The organism is Streptomyces sp. NPDC051064 (assembly GCF_044455985.1).
Classification (GTDB): domain Bacteria; phylum Actinomycetota; class Actinomycetes; order Streptomycetales; family Streptomycetaceae; genus Streptomyces.
In genome coordinates, this window is record NZ_JBITFK010000006.1 from 68,311 (window position 1) to 83,749 (window position 15,439).

18 protein-coding genes, 1 tRNA gene and 1 pseudogene are annotated in these 15,439 nt (G+C 69.6%); 12 read left to right on the forward strand and 8 right to left on the reverse strand.

Annotated elements, in window-relative coordinates:
• The first annotated feature begins 1 nt into the window (after position 1).
• The 5 genes from ACIBCU_RS21605 to ACIBCU_RS21625 are packed head-to-tail and all read left to right on the forward strand — an operon-like array spanning position 2 to position 3,938.
• Entirely contained in the window at positions 2-409 is a 408-nt protein-coding gene (locus tag ACIBCU_RS21605; RefSeq protein ID WP_399233195.1) for a roadblock/LC7 domain-containing protein, read from the forward strand.
• Positions 406-771: a DUF742 domain-containing protein gene (locus ACIBCU_RS21610; protein ID WP_362934483.1), complete on the forward strand. Its 366-nt coding sequence runs from the start codon at positions 406-408 to the stop codon at positions 769-771. The genes ACIBCU_RS21605 and ACIBCU_RS21610 overlap by 4 nt, the downstream gene beginning before the upstream one ends.
• On the forward strand, positions 749-1,357 hold the full coding sequence (locus tag ACIBCU_RS21615; RefSeq protein WP_362934486.1) for an ATP/GTP-binding protein: 609 nt from the start codon (positions 749-751) through the stop codon (positions 1,355-1,357). Before ACIBCU_RS21610 ends, ACIBCU_RS21615 begins: the two co-directional genes overlap by 23 nt.
• Positions 1,354-2,625: a cytochrome P450 gene (locus ACIBCU_RS21620; RefSeq protein WP_362934489.1), complete on the forward strand. Its 1,272-nt coding sequence runs from the start codon at positions 1,354-1,356 to the stop codon at positions 2,623-2,625. The genes ACIBCU_RS21615 and ACIBCU_RS21620 overlap by 4 nt, the downstream gene beginning before the upstream one ends.
• Positions 2,626-2,684: 59 nt before the next feature.
• Positions 2,685-3,938 (forward strand): cytochrome P450, encoded by a 1,254-nt coding sequence (locus tag ACIBCU_RS21625; RefSeq protein ID WP_362934492.1) that lies wholly within the window; start codon positions 2,685-2,687, stop codon positions 3,936-3,938.
• 56 nt (positions 3,939-3,994) lie between these two features.
• On the opposite strand, the gene hemC is transcribed toward ACIBCU_RS21625, so the two are convergent.
• Positions 3,995-4,930 carry a hydroxymethylbilane synthase gene (hemC, locus tag ACIBCU_RS21630; RefSeq protein ID WP_362934495.1) on the reverse strand — a complete coding sequence of 312 codons (936 nt, stop codon included), beginning with the start codon at positions 4,928-4,930 and terminating at the stop codon, positions 3,995-3,997.
• A 397-nt stretch (positions 4,931-5,327) separates the two neighbouring features.
• On the opposite strand from hemC, the gene ACIBCU_RS21635 reads away from it, so the two are divergent.
• Positions 5,328-6,143 (forward strand): SAM-dependent methyltransferase, encoded by an 816-nt coding sequence (locus ACIBCU_RS21635; RefSeq protein ID WP_362934498.1) that lies wholly within the window; start codon positions 5,328-5,330, stop codon positions 6,141-6,143.
• 334 nt (positions 6,144-6,477) lie between these two features.
• Here ACIBCU_RS21635 and ACIBCU_RS21640 read toward each other — a convergent pair whose 3' ends face one another.
• Both ACIBCU_RS21640 and ACIBCU_RS21645 read right to left on the reverse strand, forming a co-directional pair.
• Positions 6,478-7,422: a helix-turn-helix transcriptional regulator gene (locus tag ACIBCU_RS21640; protein WP_362934501.1), complete on the reverse strand. Its 945-nt coding sequence runs from the start codon at positions 7,420-7,422 to the stop codon at positions 6,478-6,480.
• 108 nt (positions 7,423-7,530) lie between these two features.
• Complete coding sequence (locus ACIBCU_RS21645; protein ID WP_356710816.1) at positions 7,531-7,767, reverse strand: DUF397 domain-containing protein; 237 nt, start codon at positions 7,765-7,767, stop codon at positions 7,531-7,533.
• A 201-nt stretch (positions 7,768-7,968) separates the two neighbouring features.
• Between ACIBCU_RS21645 and ACIBCU_RS21650 the strand changes: the two are divergent.
• Positions 7,969-8,442, forward strand: a pseudogene (locus ACIBCU_RS21650) (ATP-binding protein); the annotation flags it as partial.
• A gap of 38 nt (positions 8,443-8,480) precedes the next feature.
• Here ACIBCU_RS21650 and ACIBCU_RS21655 read toward each other — a convergent pair.
• Positions 8,481-9,113, reverse strand: coding sequence for an SGNH/GDSL hydrolase family protein (locus ACIBCU_RS21655; RefSeq protein WP_399233199.1), 633 nt, complete (start codon positions 9,111-9,113; stop codon positions 8,481-8,483).
• Positions 9,114-9,223: 110 nt separating this feature from the next.
• Complete coding sequence (locus ACIBCU_RS21660; RefSeq protein WP_362934507.1) at positions 9,224-9,385, reverse strand: hypothetical protein; 162 nt, start codon at positions 9,383-9,385, stop codon at positions 9,224-9,226.
• A gap of 163 nt (positions 9,386-9,548) precedes the next feature.
• Here ACIBCU_RS21660 and ACIBCU_RS21665 point away from each other — a divergent pair.
• Positions 9,549-9,621: transfer RNA gene (locus ACIBCU_RS21665), tRNA-Trp, on the forward strand.
• 45 nt (positions 9,622-9,666) lie between these two features.
• Here ACIBCU_RS21665 and ACIBCU_RS21670 read toward each other — a convergent pair.
• The gene (locus tag ACIBCU_RS21670) at positions 9,667-10,077 is read right to left on the reverse strand and encodes an organic hydroperoxide resistance protein (RefSeq protein ID WP_399233202.1); all 411 of its coding nucleotides are present in this window, start codon (positions 10,075-10,077) and stop codon (positions 9,667-9,669) included.
• Between the two features lie 108 nt (positions 10,078-10,185).
• On the opposite strand from ACIBCU_RS21670, the gene ACIBCU_RS21675 reads away from it, so the two are divergent.
• The 3 genes from ACIBCU_RS21675 to ACIBCU_RS21685 all read left to right on the forward strand — a co-directional run bounded on the left by ACIBCU_RS21675 (position 10,186) and on the right by ACIBCU_RS21685 (position 12,638).
• The gene (locus ACIBCU_RS21675) at positions 10,186-10,665 is read left to right on the forward strand and encodes a MarR family transcriptional regulator (RefSeq protein ID WP_362934510.1); all 480 of its coding nucleotides are present in this window, start codon (positions 10,186-10,188) and stop codon (positions 10,663-10,665) included.
• 93 nt (positions 10,666-10,758) lie between these two features.
• Positions 10,759-11,592 (forward strand): PP2C family protein-serine/threonine phosphatase, encoded by an 834-nt coding sequence (locus ACIBCU_RS21680; protein ID WP_362934513.1) that lies wholly within the window; start codon positions 10,759-10,761, stop codon positions 11,590-11,592.
• A gap of 62 nt (positions 11,593-11,654) precedes the next feature.
• The gene (locus ACIBCU_RS21685) at positions 11,655-12,638 is read left to right on the forward strand and encodes an MASE1 domain-containing protein (protein ID WP_362934516.1); all 984 of its coding nucleotides are present in this window, start codon (positions 11,655-11,657) and stop codon (positions 12,636-12,638) included.
• 43 nt (positions 12,639-12,681) lie between these two features.
• Here ACIBCU_RS21685 and ACIBCU_RS21690 read toward each other — a convergent pair whose 3' ends face one another.
• Positions 12,682-13,971 (reverse strand): FAD-binding protein, encoded by a 1,290-nt coding sequence (locus ACIBCU_RS21690; protein ID WP_362934519.1) that lies wholly within the window; start codon positions 13,969-13,971, stop codon positions 12,682-12,684.
• A gap of 33 nt (positions 13,972-14,004) precedes the next feature.
• Complete coding sequence (locus ACIBCU_RS21695; protein WP_362934522.1) at positions 14,005-14,811, reverse strand: SAM-dependent methyltransferase; 807 nt, start codon at positions 14,809-14,811, stop codon at positions 14,005-14,007.
• Between the two features lie 313 nt (positions 14,812-15,124).
• Here ACIBCU_RS21695 and ACIBCU_RS21700 point away from each other — a divergent pair, with 313 nt between their 5' ends.
• Positions 15,125-15,319 (forward strand): antitoxin, encoded by a 195-nt coding sequence (locus tag ACIBCU_RS21700; RefSeq protein ID WP_362934525.1) that lies wholly within the window; start codon positions 15,125-15,127, stop codon positions 15,317-15,319.
• Positions 15,320-15,439: the final 120 nt, after the last annotated feature.

Consider the following 15,439-nt stretch of genomic DNA (forward strand, 5'->3'; position numbering starts at 1 on the left):
CATGAATTACGTGGAGAACCCGGAGCAGCGCGGATGGATGATCTCCGAGGTCGCTGCAGTGCCCGGCGTGCGGCAGGCCATCGTCTTCAGCTCGGACGGTCTGCTGCTGGCCGGCTCGGAGGGCATGGACCGCGACTCCGCCGACCGTCTGTCGGCGACCTGCTCGGGGATCCAGTCACTGGGCCGGGGTCTGGGGCGGGAGTTCGGCGAGGACGGGGGTGCGGTGCTCCAGCAGATGGTGGAGTTCAACGGCGGTTTCCTGTTCATGCGCAGTGCGAACGGCGCGCATCTCGCCGTCGTGACGGGCCCTGTGGTCGACCCGAAGCTGGTGGCACGGCAGATGCAGGCCCAGGTGATGAAGATCGGAGCACGCAACCTCACCAGTCCGCCGCGCCAGGGCTCCGAGTGAGCGGGCCGGGCGAGGTCTTCTCGGAGGGCGCGTTAAGGCCGTATGTGATCACGAAGGGGCGCTCCAGGCCTTCGCGCAACACGATCGGGGTGGAGACGCTGCTCGTCGCGGTAAAGCCCGCGCGAGCGCTCCCGCTCTCCGCGACCAGGGAGGAGACCGCTCTCGTGCGGATGTGTGAGCAGCTGCTCTCCCTGGTCGAGGCTGCCGCGCACCTCGGGCTGCCGGTCAGCCTGGTGAAGGTTCTGGCGTCCGACCTGGTGGACAGCGGGCATCTGTCCGCACGCTCGGGTGTCCCACGGGCCGCGCTGCCCGACAAGCAACTGCTACAGGAGGTACTGGATGGTCTCCGTCGGCTCCGCTGACCGCTATCTGCCCGACACGGTGCAGCAGGCCGTCAAGATCCTCGTCGTCGGCGCGTTCGGCGTCGGCAAGACGACGCTCGTCGGGTCCGTCAGCGAGATCGAACCGCTGCGGACCGAGGAGGTGATGACGGAGGCGAGCGTGGGGGTCGACGAGTTGGCCGGTCTCGACGAGAAGACGACGACGACCGTGGCCATGGACTTCGGCCGTGTCACGCTCAGTTCGAGACTGGTCATGTACCTGTTCGGCACGCCCGGCCAGCGCCGTTTCTGGGACCTGTGGGAAGGGCTGGCAGAGGGCGCGCTCGGTGTGCTCGTGCTGATCGACACCCGCCGGCTGGAGGACAGCTTCGACGTGCTGGAGCAGTTGGAGATCCGGGGGCTGCCCTTCGCGGTGGCGATCAATCAGTTCCCGGACAGTGAGCGGTACTCCGAGGATGAGCTGCGAGGTGCGCTGGATCTGCTTCCGGAGACACCGATCGTCCTCTGCGACGCCCGCGAGCGGGTCTCGTCGGTCGACTCCTTGATCACCCTGGTGGAGCACGTGTCGGGCATCGGTGCGGCGCGGCGCACGGAGGCTGTCTCATGAGTGCGCCGCCGCCGGGGTGCCCGGCACACGTACCGCACGGCAGCGGGCTTCTGTCGCTGCCCTCCGTGGTCGGTTCACCCGATCCTCGGGCCGTCTACCGGGAACTCCGGGAGCAGTGGGGCAACGTGGCGAAGGTCGAGCTCGAACCGGGCGTCTCCGCCTGGCTGGTGATGGGTTACCGGGAGCTGCTGACCATCACCCGGCAGGAGCAGATCTACTCGCGGGACGCACGCAACTGGCGTGATCTGAACGAGGGTGTCGTCTCGCCGCACTCGGGACTGATCCCGATGATGGGCTGGCGCGCCAATGTCATCGGTGCCGACGGTCCTGAGCACCGGCGTCTGCGCAAGCCTCTGGACGACGGCATCGCGCTGATGGACCAGCGCAGGGTACGCCGTGAGGTCGAGGCGCTGTGCACGGAACTGATCGCGGCGTTCTCCCAGCGGGGCAGCGCCGATCTCGTCAACGAGTACGCGACGATCGTCCCGATGCTGTCTCTCGCCTCACTGTTCGGCCTCGACAGCACGGAGGGCCGGGAACTGCTGGACGCGCTCATCGCCCTGTTCGGCAGCGCGGACAACTCCCAGGCCGGCAATCGCGACTTCGAGCAGATCCTTCTCGACACGGTTCGTGAGCGACGTCGGAATCCGGCCGACGACATGACGACGGTCTTCATCAATCACCCGAATCTCGACAACGAGGCGGAGCGTCTCCAGTCGATCGTGGTGATGATCTCCGCCGGGAACGAGACCGTCACGGCGTGGATCTCGGCGACGCTGCGTCTGATGCTCACGGATCCGCGTTTCGCCGCGCGGCTGCACGGCGGACGGCTCGGGGTGGACGACGCTCTGGACGAAGCACTGTGGCGCGACCCGCCGATGAACAACATGCCGGCCCGGTACGCGCTCCACGACACCGAGCTCGGCGGCCGGTTCATCCGGCGGGGCGATTGCCTCATCCTGGGGCACGCCGCGGCCAACGACGATCCCGCGGTCAGGCCGGACGGTTCGGAGGACGCATGGGGCAACCGCTCGCATCTGGCGTTCTCCTCCGGCCCACACGTGTGTCCCGCCCAGGTGCCCGCACGGCTGATCACCCGTACGGCGGTGCAGACCGCCCTGAACCTGCTGCCGGACATGAGGCTCGCCGTGCCGGCCGAGGAGCTGGCCTGGCGCCCCTCCCCCTGGACCAGGGTGCCGGTAGCACTGCCCGCGGAGTTCTCCGCCGCCCGCATTCCGGCCCGTGTCCCCGACGGGGCCGGCCGGTGAACTGCCGCATCCGACAGGACTGCCGAACGGTGGATCCTGAGAACAGGAGCAGACCCCTTATGACGTCACAGACGAACTCCGCCGCCCGGGACCGGATCCCTGTCGTCACTCTGGACCCTCATGGGACGGACCACCACGGCGAAGCCGCCCGGCTCCGTGAACTCGGTCCTGTGGTGAAGGTCCTGCTCCCCGGGGACGTGATGGCGTGGTCGGTGACGGACCACGCCCTGCTCAACGCGATGATCACCGATCCGCGCTTCAGCAAGGACTGGCGCAACTGGAACGCCATCATCCGGGATGAGATAACCGACGGCTGGCCGCTCATAGGCATGGTGAAGGTCACCAACATGGTGACCTCCGACGGGCAGGAGCACCGTCGGCTGCGCAAACTCGTCACGCAGACCTTCACTCCGCGCCGGATCGAGGCCCTGCGTCCCCGTGTCCAGCAGATCGTGGACGAGCTTCTGGACGAGCTGCCCTCGCACGTCGGCACGGACGGCAGCGTCGACCTTCGCAGGCACTTCGCGCATCCCGTGCCCATGCAGGTCATCTGCGAGCTGTTCGGTGTTCCCGCGGACGAGCGTCCTCGCCTCCAGGAGCTGATGGACAACATCTTCCGCTCCGACCTGGCGCCCGAGGAGGTCACCGCGAGCCAGATCGAGCAGTACCAGCTGCTGGCCAGGGTGGTCGCTGGCCGCAGGCGCGAGCCGGGCGACGACCTCACCAGCGCACTGATCGCGGCCCGGGCCGCGGATCCCGACTCGCTGAGCGAGGAGGAACTGGTCGGCACCCTGCTGCTCATGCTCTCGGCGGGGCAGGAGACCACCCTCAGCCTGATCACCAACGCCGTAAGGGCGCTGCTGACCCACCCCCATCAGCGGGAGTTGGCTGTGCGGGGCGATGCGGACATCTGGGCGGGCGTGGTGGAGGAGACGCTCCGATGGGATGCCCCGATCGGCAATTTCCCCTTCCGGTACCCCCTGGAGGATGTCGAGATCGCCGGGGTACCCATCCCGAAGGGCGAGGCGATCATGGCGCCGTTCAGCGCGGTGGGACGTGATGAGGACCAGCACGGAGAGGAGGCGGACAGGTTCGACATCACCAGGAAACAGCGTAAGCACCTGGCCTTCGGCAACGGTCCGCACTTCTGCCTCGGCGCGCCGCTGGCCCGGCTGGAGGCGGCGCTCGCTCTCCCGGCGGTGTTCGAGCGCTATCCGGGCATGTCGCTGGCCGTTGATCCCGACGACCTCGTCGCGGTGCCGTCCCTGTTCTCGAACAGTTCCTCGACCCTGCCGGTCCGGCTGGGCACCTGAGCCGAACGGCCCGGCGGATGACGCGGTCCGCCGGGCCATGCCCGGGCACGCGGGGTTCAGTGGGCGATGGTGTCGATCAGCTCGCGTGCGCCCTGGCGCAGCAGGGCGACGGCCACGGAGGTGCCGAGGGTGGCGGGGTCGAGAGGGCCTGCCCATTCGTGTGCGTTGAGGACCGTCTTGCCGTCGGGGGTGAACACGCAGGCGCGCAGCGAGAGATCTCCGTTGCGGTGGGCCGTGGCGTACCCCGCGATCGGCGAGTTGCAGTGGCCCTGGAGGACATGGAGGAACATGCGCTCGGCCGTGATCTCCCGGTAGGTGCCCGGGTGGTTGAGCGCGCTCACAGCGTCGATGGCCGCCGTGTCGTCCTCGCGGCACTGCAGGGCGAGGACGCCCGCGCCGATGGGCGGGCACATCGTCTCCGGAGAGAGGATGTCGCTGATCACGTCGGGGCGGCCGATGCGGTGGAGGCCCGCGACGGCCAGGAGCAGGGCGTCGGCCTCCCCCGCGGCGAGCTTCGCCAGCCGCCGGTTGGCGTTGCCGCGGAACGGAACGCAATTCAAGTGAGGGTGGGAAGCCGCGAGTTGTGCGGTCCGGCGGACCGATGAGGTGCCGACGCGCGCGCCGTCCGGGAGCTGGTCGAGCGTGAGCCCGTCCGGGTGTACGAGGGCGTCGCGGATGTCGTCCCGCTCGAGGAACGCGGCGAACGTCGTGCCGGCGGGCAGCGGGCGGTCGGCCGGGACGTCCTTGACGCAGTGGACGGCCAGGTCCGCCTCCCCGGCGAGCAGGGCGGCGTCGACCTCCTTGGTGAAGGCTCCCTTGCCCTCGACCATCGAGAGATCGCCCATCCACTTGTCACCCGTAGTCCTGACGGGGACGACCTCGGTGACGATGCCGGGATTACGGACCGCGAGTTGAGCCCTCACGCGCTCGACCTGGGCCAGGGCCATGGGGGAGTCGCGGGAGACGATGCGGATCAGCTCAGGGGCGGACATGGCTCCCACGATAGACCGCCAGGTGCGGGCGCCGGCCCTACGACGCGTCCCGGGCACCTGTTCCGGACGGCCCTCGCGGAGACCGGCGGACATGGCCGCCGTCGATTTCCAGCCGCATTGGAACAGCCCTCCGCGCAACACGCGCACCGGTTCCACACATCGGCCGGATGCGACAATAGACCCTCCAGCAGCAAGACTTGACATACCGCCGCATCGAAGCGGCCGCACCCGTAGGCCCGGGCCCCGCGGGGGGCCCTCTCCCCCGGGCCGCATGTGGCTGATTCGAAACCCTGCGGCCTGGCCTCACTCCCCCGAGGACTGTCAGCTATCCGGCGAGATCCATAGCATGACCCCTCACGGACACCGACTTCACTCCCCTGAGAACGGCGAGGGCTGGATGAGCAACGGGGACACCTCCATTCCGAAGAACATCGACGTGAACGTGCCGAGCGTCGCACGGATGTACGACTACTACCTGGGCGGCAAGGACAACTACCCCGCGGACCGGGTGGCATCCGAACAACTGCTGGAGCATGTTCCGAGTACCAAGGTCCTGGCGGTGAACAACCGGAGGTTCCTGCGGCGCGTCGTGCACCACCTGGCATCCGAGTACGGAATCCGCCAGTTCATCGACCACGGATCCGGCCTGCCGACCCAGGACAACGTCCATCAGGTCGCCCAGCTCGTGGACCCCGAGGCCAGGATCGTCTACATCGACAACGACCCCATCGTCCTCGCGCACGGCAAGGCCATACTCGAGGAGAACGACAGGACCGCGGTCATCCAGGCGGACATGCGGGACACCGAGGGGATCTTCGGCCACCCGGAGGTGAACCGGCTCATCGACTTCGACGAGCCGGTGGCCGCGCTGTTCGTGTCGGTGATGCACTGCATTCCTGACCAGGACGACCCCGCGGGCCTGGTACGCCGGGTGGCGGACCGTCTGGCTCCGGGAAGCTTCCTGGTGGTGTGTCAGCTCGTGAGTGAAGACGAGGCCATCCGCGATTTCGTCACGGACTTCATGGCGAAGAGCACGGGCAACCAGTGGGGGCGGGTGCGCCGGGAGGCCGATGTACACAAGTTCCTGGAGGGCCTGGACGTGCTGGAGCCCGGGCTGGTGGAGGTGTCGACGTGGCGTCCCGATTCGGATCTGGCTCCGAAGCAGGCGACCCACGAGTGGATCGAGTTCGGCGGTGTAGGCCGCAAGTGGTGAAGGATCCCGCGGCGTCATGACGGCGCTGACGGGTCCGGCGCACGGCGCGTCCCCGCTGCCGTGGGACCGCCTCGGGTCCACGGCGGGTCATCGGCGCGTCGTGACTCCCTCCTGCCCCGCCGCACGGAGCGGGCCGACCGCGGGAGGTCATACCGGTGACCGGGAGGACCTCGGGCTCCCGCCCGTCGATCCACGCCGTCGGCCGGGCGACTTGTCGACACCCGGTTTCCGCAGTGGGCCGAACCGCCTCTGGACGTGCTCGACCCCGGTCGCCGCGCAAACGACCCGGCAGATCACCGAGGCTCTGATCGGCTGAGCACCCGTGGGAGGGCGGTCACACAGCGGGGCCGCCGTCAGGGAGCTGACGGTCGGCGCTGTAGCGCTCGAACGCCAGCCTCAGCAGGTCCCTGCTCTCGGCCGGGCTCGGCGACTGGGCACTGAGCGAGTCCAGGATCCAGCGGTACTCGTCCGTGCTCTCCGGCTTGTTCACGGACGTGGCGTTGGTCAGGTGCTCGATGTACGCGACGTCGGGGAGCCCGTCCACCGCGAACCGCAGATAGGTGATGCCATTGCCCGGGGACGTATGGGCGGTCACGTCGAAAGGGGCGACCTGCACGATGACGTGAGGCAGCTCCGTCATCTCCAGCAGATGGGCGAGCTGCTCACGCATCACCCGGGCGCCACCCGTCGGGCGCATCAGCACCGCCTCGTCCAGCAGCACCCAGAGCTTCGGCGCGTCCCGCCGCTGCAGCAACTGCTGCCGTCTGAGCCTCAGTTCGACTCGCCGGCGGGTGATCTCCTCCGATTCGAGAGCGTGACCGGAACGCACCACGGCATAGGCGTAGTCGGCTGTCTGCAGCAGCCCCGGAATGTAGTGTCCCTCGTACGTACGGATCGACGCGGCGGCCTCCTCCAGACCGACCAGGGGCTCGAACCAGTCCGGCAGTACGTCGGCGTAGTTGCGCCACCACCCGCGCTGTCCGGCCCTGCGCACCAGGTCGATGAACTCGGCCGTCCTGGCGGGGTCGGTCACTCCGTAGAGTTCGAGGAGGTCGGCCGCGTCGCGCTCCTTGCAGGGAGAGTGCCCGGTCTCCATCCGGCTGATCTTCGCGGTCGAGCACCGGATCCGTTCCGCGGCGACTTCAGGGGTGATGCCCGCCTCGCCACGCATCCGCCGCAACTGCGCGCCCAGCACCAGGCGCAGGGCCGTGGGACTGGCCCCCGTGGCCGGGGTGAGCGTCGGCCTCCGTGACGGCTGAAGCTGTTCGATGCCGGGCATGCGGACTCCTGAGGACGGGCGTCGTGATGCCAGTGTGCCATCAGGAGCCCCGCCATGGCCCGGCCGATGCGAGAGTGCCGTGACTTTTCAGCCCGCCCTGCCGCGAGTTCAGCCCGTCATGGTGTCGAAGTCGCCGTCCCTGACGCCCGCGAGGAACGCGCGCACTTCGTCTCCCGTGTACACGAGGGCGGGCCCTTCGGGGTGCCGGGAGTTGCGTACGGCCACTGCTCCACCGGGCAGCAGCGCCATCTCGACACAGTTCCCGCTGGGATTGCTGTGATGGCTCTTCTTCCACTCCACGCCGGTCAGGGAGTTGGCGGGAACGCCGTTGTCGATGTGCTGCATGCGGTCCGTCCTTTTCGTTGCGCTGACACTTCCTGGTGCGCCACCAGGGCCCGCTCAGGGTGAACGGGTGTCCCTGGCTCACACCCCCGGGTGCAATTCCGGATGCAATTGCACCGCAGCTGCGGACGGCGAGGATACTAGTGGTCATCCGGCCCCCACGGCACCATTGCGCCGGGCTTCGACGGAGGGTTGTCAGCACTCATGCTCGCGGAGAACACGCGACGTCACGGAGCGGCAGCGCCCGTGCCCGGTCCCGCCGCGAGCGGCGCGGACCCGCACGAGGAGCTGGCACGGGACCTCGGTATCGGGGCCCCGGGATTCACCACACGTGGCCTGGGTGCGGACCCGGAGAGCCTGCGGCAGGCGCGCGCGTTCGTCCGCGACGCACTCGAACGGTGGGGCCTGGGCTCCTGCGCGGACGATGTCGCTCTCGTCGCGGGCGAGTTGGCGAGCAACGCCGTCTGTCACGGACTGCTGCCCGCCGAGCGGCCGACGGCCCGGCTCGGCCTCGCGTGCCAGGACGGTGCGCTGGTCTGCGCTGTCAACGATCCCAGCCCCGAGGTGCCCGTACTGCGCCCGGCGGACGAGTCCTTCGAGCGTGGCCGGGGTCTGCGCATCATCGACGCGCTGAACAGCTCCTGGGGCTGGTCACGGCCCACCGGGGCGGGCAAGGCCGTCTGGGCCAGGGTTCCCGTCCTCCGGCCCCCGGCGAGCTACAGCCCGGCCAGGGCCGTCCATGCCTCCGCCAGGACGGAATGCCCGAGCGGGGTCGGGTGGACTCCGTCGCCGGCGATGTACTCGCCACCGCCGGCGGCGCGCGCCGCCTGGTTGAGCAGGCCGTCCGCCGCCAGCAGCGCGGCGTCGAACTCCTCGGACAGCCTGCGGACCGTCTGAATCCTCGGGTCGAGATCCTCGCGCCAGGCCCACTGCTCGTCCTGTACCGGCACGAGGAAGGGCTCGATGAGGATCAGCTGGGCGTCCGACTTCTCCCGGACCTGGGTGAGGATGGCGCGGTAGTCGTTCTCGTACGCGCTCACCGGGGTGACGGTGCCGTAGAAGTAACGGTGGTAGGTCTCGTTCACGCCGATCAGGACCGACACCACGCTCGGCTCGAGGTCCAGGGCATCTTCACGCCACCGAGCGCGCAGATCCGAGACGCCGTCGCCGGCGACGCCCCGGTTGACGAACGTGATGTCACTGTCCGGAAGGGCGGACCGCACATGTTCGGCGGCCATCCGGACGTAGCCGTTGCCCAGGGGGCAGTCCGCTTCCAGCAGCCGTCCCGCATCGGTGATGCTGTCGCCCTGGAACAGGACGGTTGCCGAGCGGTGCAGGCTGATGGTCACGCGGGCTCCGGTGGGTAAGGATCCAGGGGTCGACGGAGGTGATCCTGCCCAAAGAGATCCGGCTTGATCCGGACCGGGCCCGCGGGGATCCGCCGTGGTCCGGACCGGGCTCAGCGGGCGGCGGCCGAGGAACGCACCGCGCTGAAGTCGAGCGCGCTCTCCACCTCGAGCAGCGTCTCCTCGGCCACCCGCCGAACCTCGGCCGGAACGTCACCCTGTTCCTCCACCAGACCGGCGTAGATCGGCGCGTCGGATGCCTCTGTGAAACTCACGTGAACTGCCTATCGATCGGTTATGCCCGCCAATCAGCGGAAACGGGAGCCGAGTGTACGCGTTCACCTCCGGCCGTCGGGGGGCGGACCCCGGGAACGGACCTGGGCCTCCGTAAAACCGGTTGTCGGCGGCGGGGGCCGGCTGCGACACTGATCACGCCGAAGGGGTGTAGCTCAGAGGCCAGAGCGCCGGTCTCCAAAACCGGATGCCGCAGGTTCGACTCCTGCCTCCCCTGCGGGACCGGTCTCCCCGCCCGATGACGCCGGGGAGACCTGGCCCGCTATTCGATGACGAGTTCGACGTCGATGTTCCCGCGCGTGGCCTTGGAGTAGGGGCAGTACGCATGCGTCGCCTCGACCAGGCGCCGCCCGGTCTCCCCCTCGAGCGCCTCAGGCAGTTCGACGCGCATGACGACCGCGAGGCCGAAGCCCGAATCGTCCTTGCCGATCGAGACCTCGGCCGTCACGGAGACGTCCTTGGTGTCGACCTTCATCTCACGGGCGACCGAGCTCATCGCGCTGGCGAAACACGCGGCATACCCGGCGGCGAAGAGCTGCTCGGGGTTGGTGCCCGCCCCGTCGCCCCCGAGGGCCGGCGGCAGAGCGAGCGCGAGGTCGATCTGTCCGTCGGAGCTCACCGCCCGGCCTTCACGGCCGTTGGCGGTGGCGGCAGCGGTGTACAGCGCGTCCATGGGGTGACCTTCTCTCGTATGGGGTGACCGCGGCCCGGCCACCACATAAGAATGACACGCAATTCAATTGCGCACAACTCAATGGCGCCGGCAAGCTACCCTGGACTCATGACGCCACCACCGACCCCCGCACCTGGACTGACCGATCTGCCGGACACGGAACTGCTCAAGCTGGACCACCAGGTCTGCTTCTCGCTGCAGGCGGCCTCCCGCGCGTTCGGTGGCGTCTACCGCGAAGCGCTCAAGGACCTCGGGCTCACCTACCCGCAGTACCTGGCCATGATGGTTCTCTGGGAGCACGGTCCGCTCCCGGTCAAGGCCATCGGTGAGCGCCTGCACCTGGACTCCGGCACGCTGTCGCCCCTGCTGAAGAGGCTGGAATCGGCCGGCCTCGTCAGGCGTGAGCGCAGCCCGGAGGACGAGCGGTCGGTCACGGTCCACCTCACCGGCACCGGGACGGACCTGCGCGACCGCGCGCTGCCCGTCCCCCGCTCGATCCTCAAGGCCACGGGCCTGTCCGTCCAGGAGGTTCTGGCCCTGCAGGAGACCCTGGGTCGGCTCACCGCCTCCCTCGGCCGGGCAGGCTGACGCCCCCCGTCCGCGACCGGGGGCCGCACCAGCGCTCGCCGGAGTTCCGGCGCCGAAATAGGATGCAGGGACTATCGCAACGCGGAGCGGCCCATGAACCGGCGTCGAACTCCCCGGTCGGCGAGCGCCGAGGACCTGCTCAGCACATTGCAGCATCTGACCGCCCGTGCCCGGGAAGAGGTGGAGCTGCATCAGGCCCGCGTCGAGCTGGCCCAGGCCCTGCAGCGCAAGATGCTGCCCGCGACGCTGCCAGTCTTCCCGGGGCTGCAGACGGCCGCTCGCTACGCACCCGCCCGGGACGGGCTGGACATCGGCGGCGACTGGTACGACGGCTTCGTGCTGCCGGACGGGTCGCTCGGCCTCGCCATCGGCGATGTCCAGGGGCACGACGTGGAAGCAGCCGCCTTCATGGGGCAGATCCGCATAGCCATGCGCGCCATCGCCAGTTCGGCGGCCGATCCCGGTGAGGTGATGGGCCGCACGAACGATCTGATCCTTTCGATGGATTCGACGCTCTTCGCCACCTGCTCGTTTCTCCGGCTCGACCCGAGGACGCGGGAGCTCCGGAGTGCCCGCGCAGGCCATGTCGCGTCCGTGTGGGCGACGGCCGACGGACGCTCGGGCATCACCGCCGACGCCGGCGGGCTCCCCCTCGGTATCGAGCTGCGCCAGCACTACCCCGTCACCCGGCGCGATCTGGACGTGGCCGGTGCGTTCGTCCTTCTCACCGACGGGGTCATCGAAGGGCCCTCGCTGTCGATCGACGACGGGCTGGACCGGATCAGGCGCCTGGTGAGCGCCCACGTCGACGCCGACGCCGAGGAACTGGCGGACCGGGTGCTCCAGGCCGCGGTGTTCACGGGCCATGAGGACGACGCGGCCGTGCTCGTACTGCGCCATGGTGACGCCCCCTCGGACCCCGGGTAAGCCGGTCCGCCCCCGCGCGTGTCACAGCGGCCCGCCGTCACGGGCGGTGTCTTATGAGATGCGTGATCCGCAGCGAGGAAACCAGACGCCGAGCCGTGCTCGTTCTGCAGATGCTGGGCATCGCCGCCGCCTATTTCGCGTCCGGACGGCTCGGTCTCCTCAGAGACGTCGAGGTCGAGAGCTCGGTCGTCAGCCCCCTGTGGCCGCCCTCCGGAATCGCCCTGGCTTCGCTGCTGTACCTGGGTCCACGGATCTGGCCCGGGATCGCGCTCGGTGCTCTGCTCACCGTCATCGCCATGAGCGACGGGTTCACCTTCTGGGGCCTGGCTGTCACCGCGGGCAGCGCTCTGGCCCCGCTCTGCTCCTTCCTGGCTCTGCGCGCGGTGGGATTCCGGACGGAGCTGGACCGTCTGCGCGACGGGGTCTCCCTGGTCTTCCTGGGAGCTCTGGGCGGCATGCTCCTCAGCGCCACCGTGGGCGCTGGGGTCCAGTTGCTGAGCGGTGGGCTGTCCGCGGCTCAGTTCTGGCCGGTCTGGTCGGCCTGGTGGGCGGGAGACGCGATGGGCGTACTCATGGTCACACCCCTGCTGCTCGTCCTGCGCAAGGCACGCCTGCCCAGGAGGGACGACCGGTGGGCGGAGGCGGCGGCGCTCGCCGTGGTCGCGGTGGTGGCGACGACCGTCGCCACCAGAAGCCCGCTGTCCATGACCTACCTCCTTTTCCCGGTGCTCGTCTGGGCGGCGCTCCGCTTCCAGTTGGCCGGCAGCGCCCCCTGCGCTCTCCTGATGTCCGTCTTGGCGATCATCGCCGGAACCGAGGGGATCGGACCGTTCGCCGGCCACTCGGTGCTCGGGATCATGCTCAACCTGTGCATCCTCAACGGCTGCGTGGCGCTCACCGCGCTGCTGCTCGCGGCGATCGTGACCGAGCACAACAACATCCGCCGTGAGACGGAGCTCGCGTGCGAGGAGCTGGCCGCCCTCGTGGAGGAGCTCGCGCCGGGTCCGTCAGAGGGACGCCGGCCCGGCGGACCGCCGTCCGGCTGAAGGTAGGTTCCCCGTCCGGATGCCGGACGGGGAACCCCGGGCGTCAGCCGTTACGGGGGAAGTGGTCCACCAGGAAGTCGTTGCGGAACGTGCCGGCGGGGTCGAGCCGCTCGGTCAGCCGCTCGAAGTCGGCGTAGTGGCCGTACAGCTCGCGGAGCGCACCCGGCGGGGTGGTGAAGACCTTGCCCCAGTGCGGCCTGGCTCCGAAGGGGGCGAGAGCCTCCTCGATGACCCCGAGGACGGGCGTGACTGCGGCCGTGTCGGGCACCCAGGTGAAGTGGAACGCCACGGAGTCCCTCCCCTGTGCCGGGCTCAGCCACAGGTCGTCGGCCGCCACCGTGCGGATCTCACCGATCTGGAGGAGCGGCGCGAACTGCTGCCGGATCCGGTCGAGGGCCTCATAGGCCGCCACTGCGTCGTGCCGGGCGACGAAGTACTCCGACTGGAGTTCCTCCCCGTTGCTCGGCGTGAATTCCAGGCGGAAGTGAGGGAGCCTGGCGTGCCAGGGGCCCGGGACACCCTGCTGCTGTGTGCAGTGTTCCGCCGCCACCCCGGGGACCGGGTGCCTCGCGCCTTCCGCGAGCGTCGCGCCGAGCCACTGGTGCGGGGCGGTGCGGGGGCCGTCGCCGCCGACACGCCGCTTGAGCCACACCTGGTCGATCGGACCGCCGTGCCAGCCGGTGAAGAGGCTCACGCTGTAGGCCTCGGACATCACCTCGTCGAACCGGCCGAGCAACTGCTCCTGCGGGAGCCCCTCGTACACCCACTGCTGGATCTCGAACGCGGGCACGAGGTCCAGGGTCAGCCGGGTCACCACTCCGAGTGCGCCCAGGGAGACCACCGCGCCGTCGAAGCCCGCGTCGCCCCGCTCCAGCGACAGGATGTCGCCGTCGGCGGTGACAAGCTCCAGCGCCCCGACGGCACCCGGCAGGGAGCGGTTTCCCACGCCCGAACCGTGGGTGCCCGTGGCACACGCGCCCGCTACGGAGATGTGGGGCAGCGAGCCGAGGTTGTGCAGGGCGAACCCGCTGCGGTGCAGGGTGCCGGTCAGCTCCCCGAAACGCAGACCGGCGCTCACCGTCGCGGTACGCGCCTCCCGGTCGATCTCGATGGAGCGGGGCAGGCCCGCGACGGATATCAGGGCGCCGTCCGTGTCGGCGACAGCGTTGAAGGAGTGCCCGGTGCCCAGCACCCGGACGGCCGTCCCCGCGGACACGATGTCCTGGAGTTCGGCTACGGAGGAAGGTGTGTGCAGCCGCTCCGCACCGAAGGTGATGTTGCCTGCCCAGTTCGTCCGGCGGGCAGACGGGGCGTACGCCGAATGGTCGATCATGCCTCCGGAGCTTACGCTCCGTCCGCCTCGGGCTCATGGCTTGCGTCCCACACCGCTGACGGCGGGGCTCGGTGGTGCGGCCCGCCCGTCCGGGCCAGGGTCGGGACGCCATTCCGCCGTCCTGACGGCGCCGGGCTCGACCAGTTCCAGCCCGTCGAAGAACGCGGCGATCCTGTCCGGACTGCGGAGGTGGTAGGGCCTCGGCGCATGCGCGTTGTAGGCCTCGATCGCGCGGTTCATCGTCTCGCTGGTGTCCGTGCCGTCCGCGAGGGCCACGTAGCTTCCGGGCTCGAGCGCCCCCACCAGCTGCTCGACCAGAGCCCACGGATCCTCGTCGTCCGGCAGCTGCCCCATGATGCCCAGCAGGGTCAGCCCGACGGGGCGGCTGAGATCGAGGGTGCGGGCGGCCTCCTCGATGATCCTGCCGGTGTCACGCACATCCGCGTCGACGTACGCACACGCGCCCTCCGGAGTGCTGGTCAGGAGCGCGCGGGCGTGCGTCAGCACGAGCGGGTCGTTGTCCACGTACACGATCCGGCACTCAGGGACTGTCCGCTGCGCCACCTCGTGCGTGTTGTCGGCCGTGGGCAGTCCCGTACCGATGTCGAGGAACTGCCGGACCCCTGCCTCCCCGGCCAGGAAACGGACGGCGCGGGCGAGAAAGGCCCGCTGGTCACGCGCGATGCCCGCGATGTCCGGGAAGGCCGCGAGGATCATCTCCCCCGCCTCGACGTCCGCGGGGTAGTTGTCCTTGCCTCCGAGCAGATAGTTCCAGACGCGGGCCGAGTGCGGCACGTCGGTCCTGAGCCGGTCGGCCGGTGCATTTCGGTGATCGCTCATGTAGAAGCCTCACACACCGCGATGGCGACGGGTGCACGTCCGGGCACAGCTCGGGGGCTCAGTACGGCAGGGGCCGTCCGGACGGTGTTCGCAGGTCCAGCGGGGGCGGCCCCGTGGGGGGCTGCGGACGGCGGACGATCTGGATGCGGCCCACGGCCACCACCTCCTCCTGGTAACCCGGTATCTGCCCACCCAGCCGCCCTTCACACGTCGGACGGCCCTCAGGTCCGTCCGGCGGCGCTCGCGGATGCGGACCCGGCGATGTGCGGTGACCCTTGACGAGTGGGGGAAGCCGACACGAGGAGGATCCGCCATGTCCGCGCTGGACAAGATCAAGAAGATGCTGAAGGGCCACGAGGACCAGGCCGGAAAGGGCGTCGACAAGGCCGGAGACATGATCGACGACCGGACGCAGGGCAAGTACGGCAAGCAGGTCGACACCGGCCAGGACAAGCTGAAGCAGCAGTTCGGCGCGGACCGCGACCAGGACAACCCGCCCCGCTCCTGACGGCAACGCGTCGAGCTCGTCCTCCGACCCCAACGCCGCGTGCCCGGCCCGGTGACGGTTCACTCCGTCACCGGGCCGGGCACGCGGCGTTACGGATTCCGGAGCGGATATCGAGCGCCT

Coding starts and splice junctions, on each gene's coding strand:
- ACIBCU_RS21605 (WP_399233195.1), top strand. CDS start 2: ATGAATTACGTGGAGAACCCGGAGCAGCGCGGATGGATGATCTCCGAG.
- ACIBCU_RS21615 (WP_362934486.1), top strand. CDS start 749: ATGGTCTCCGTCGGCTCCGCTGACCGCTATCTGCCCGACACGGTGCAG.
- ACIBCU_RS21620 (WP_362934489.1), top strand. CDS start 1,354: ATGAGTGCGCCGCCGCCGGGGTGCCCGGCACACGTACCGCACGGCAGC.
- ACIBCU_RS21625 (WP_362934492.1), top strand. CDS start 2,685: ATGACGTCACAGACGAACTCCGCCGCCCGGGACCGGATCCCTGTCGTC.
- hemC (WP_362934495.1), bottom strand. CDS start 4,930: ATGTCCGCCCCTGAGCTGATCCGCATCGTCTCCCGCGACTCCCCCATG.
- ACIBCU_RS21635 (WP_362934498.1), top strand. CDS start 5,328: ATGAGCAACGGGGACACCTCCATTCCGAAGAACATCGACGTGAACGTG.
- ACIBCU_RS21640 (WP_362934501.1), bottom strand. CDS start 7,422: ATGCCCGGCATCGAACAGCTTCAGCCGTCACGGAGGCCGACGCTCACC.
- ACIBCU_RS21645 (WP_356710816.1), bottom strand. CDS start 7,767: ATGCAGCACATCGACAACGGCGTTCCCGCCAACTCCCTGACCGGCGTG.
- ACIBCU_RS21670 (WP_399233202.1), bottom strand. CDS start 10,077: ATGGACGCGCTGTACACCGCTGCCGCCACCGCCAACGGCCGTGAAGGC.
- ACIBCU_RS21675 (WP_362934510.1), top strand. CDS start 10,186: ATGACGCCACCACCGACCCCCGCACCTGGACTGACCGATCTGCCGGAC.
- ACIBCU_RS21680 (WP_362934513.1), top strand. CDS start 10,759: ATGAACCGGCGTCGAACTCCCCGGTCGGCGAGCGCCGAGGACCTGCTC.
- ACIBCU_RS21690 (WP_362934519.1), bottom strand. CDS start 13,971: ATGATCGACCATTCGGCGTACGCCCCGTCTGCCCGCCGGACGAACTGG.
- ACIBCU_RS21695 (WP_362934522.1), bottom strand. CDS start 14,811: ATGAGCGATCACCGAAATGCACCGGCCGACCGGCTCAGGACCGACGTG.
- ACIBCU_RS21700 (WP_362934525.1), top strand. CDS start 15,125: ATGTCCGCGCTGGACAAGATCAAGAAGATGCTGAAGGGCCACGAGGAC.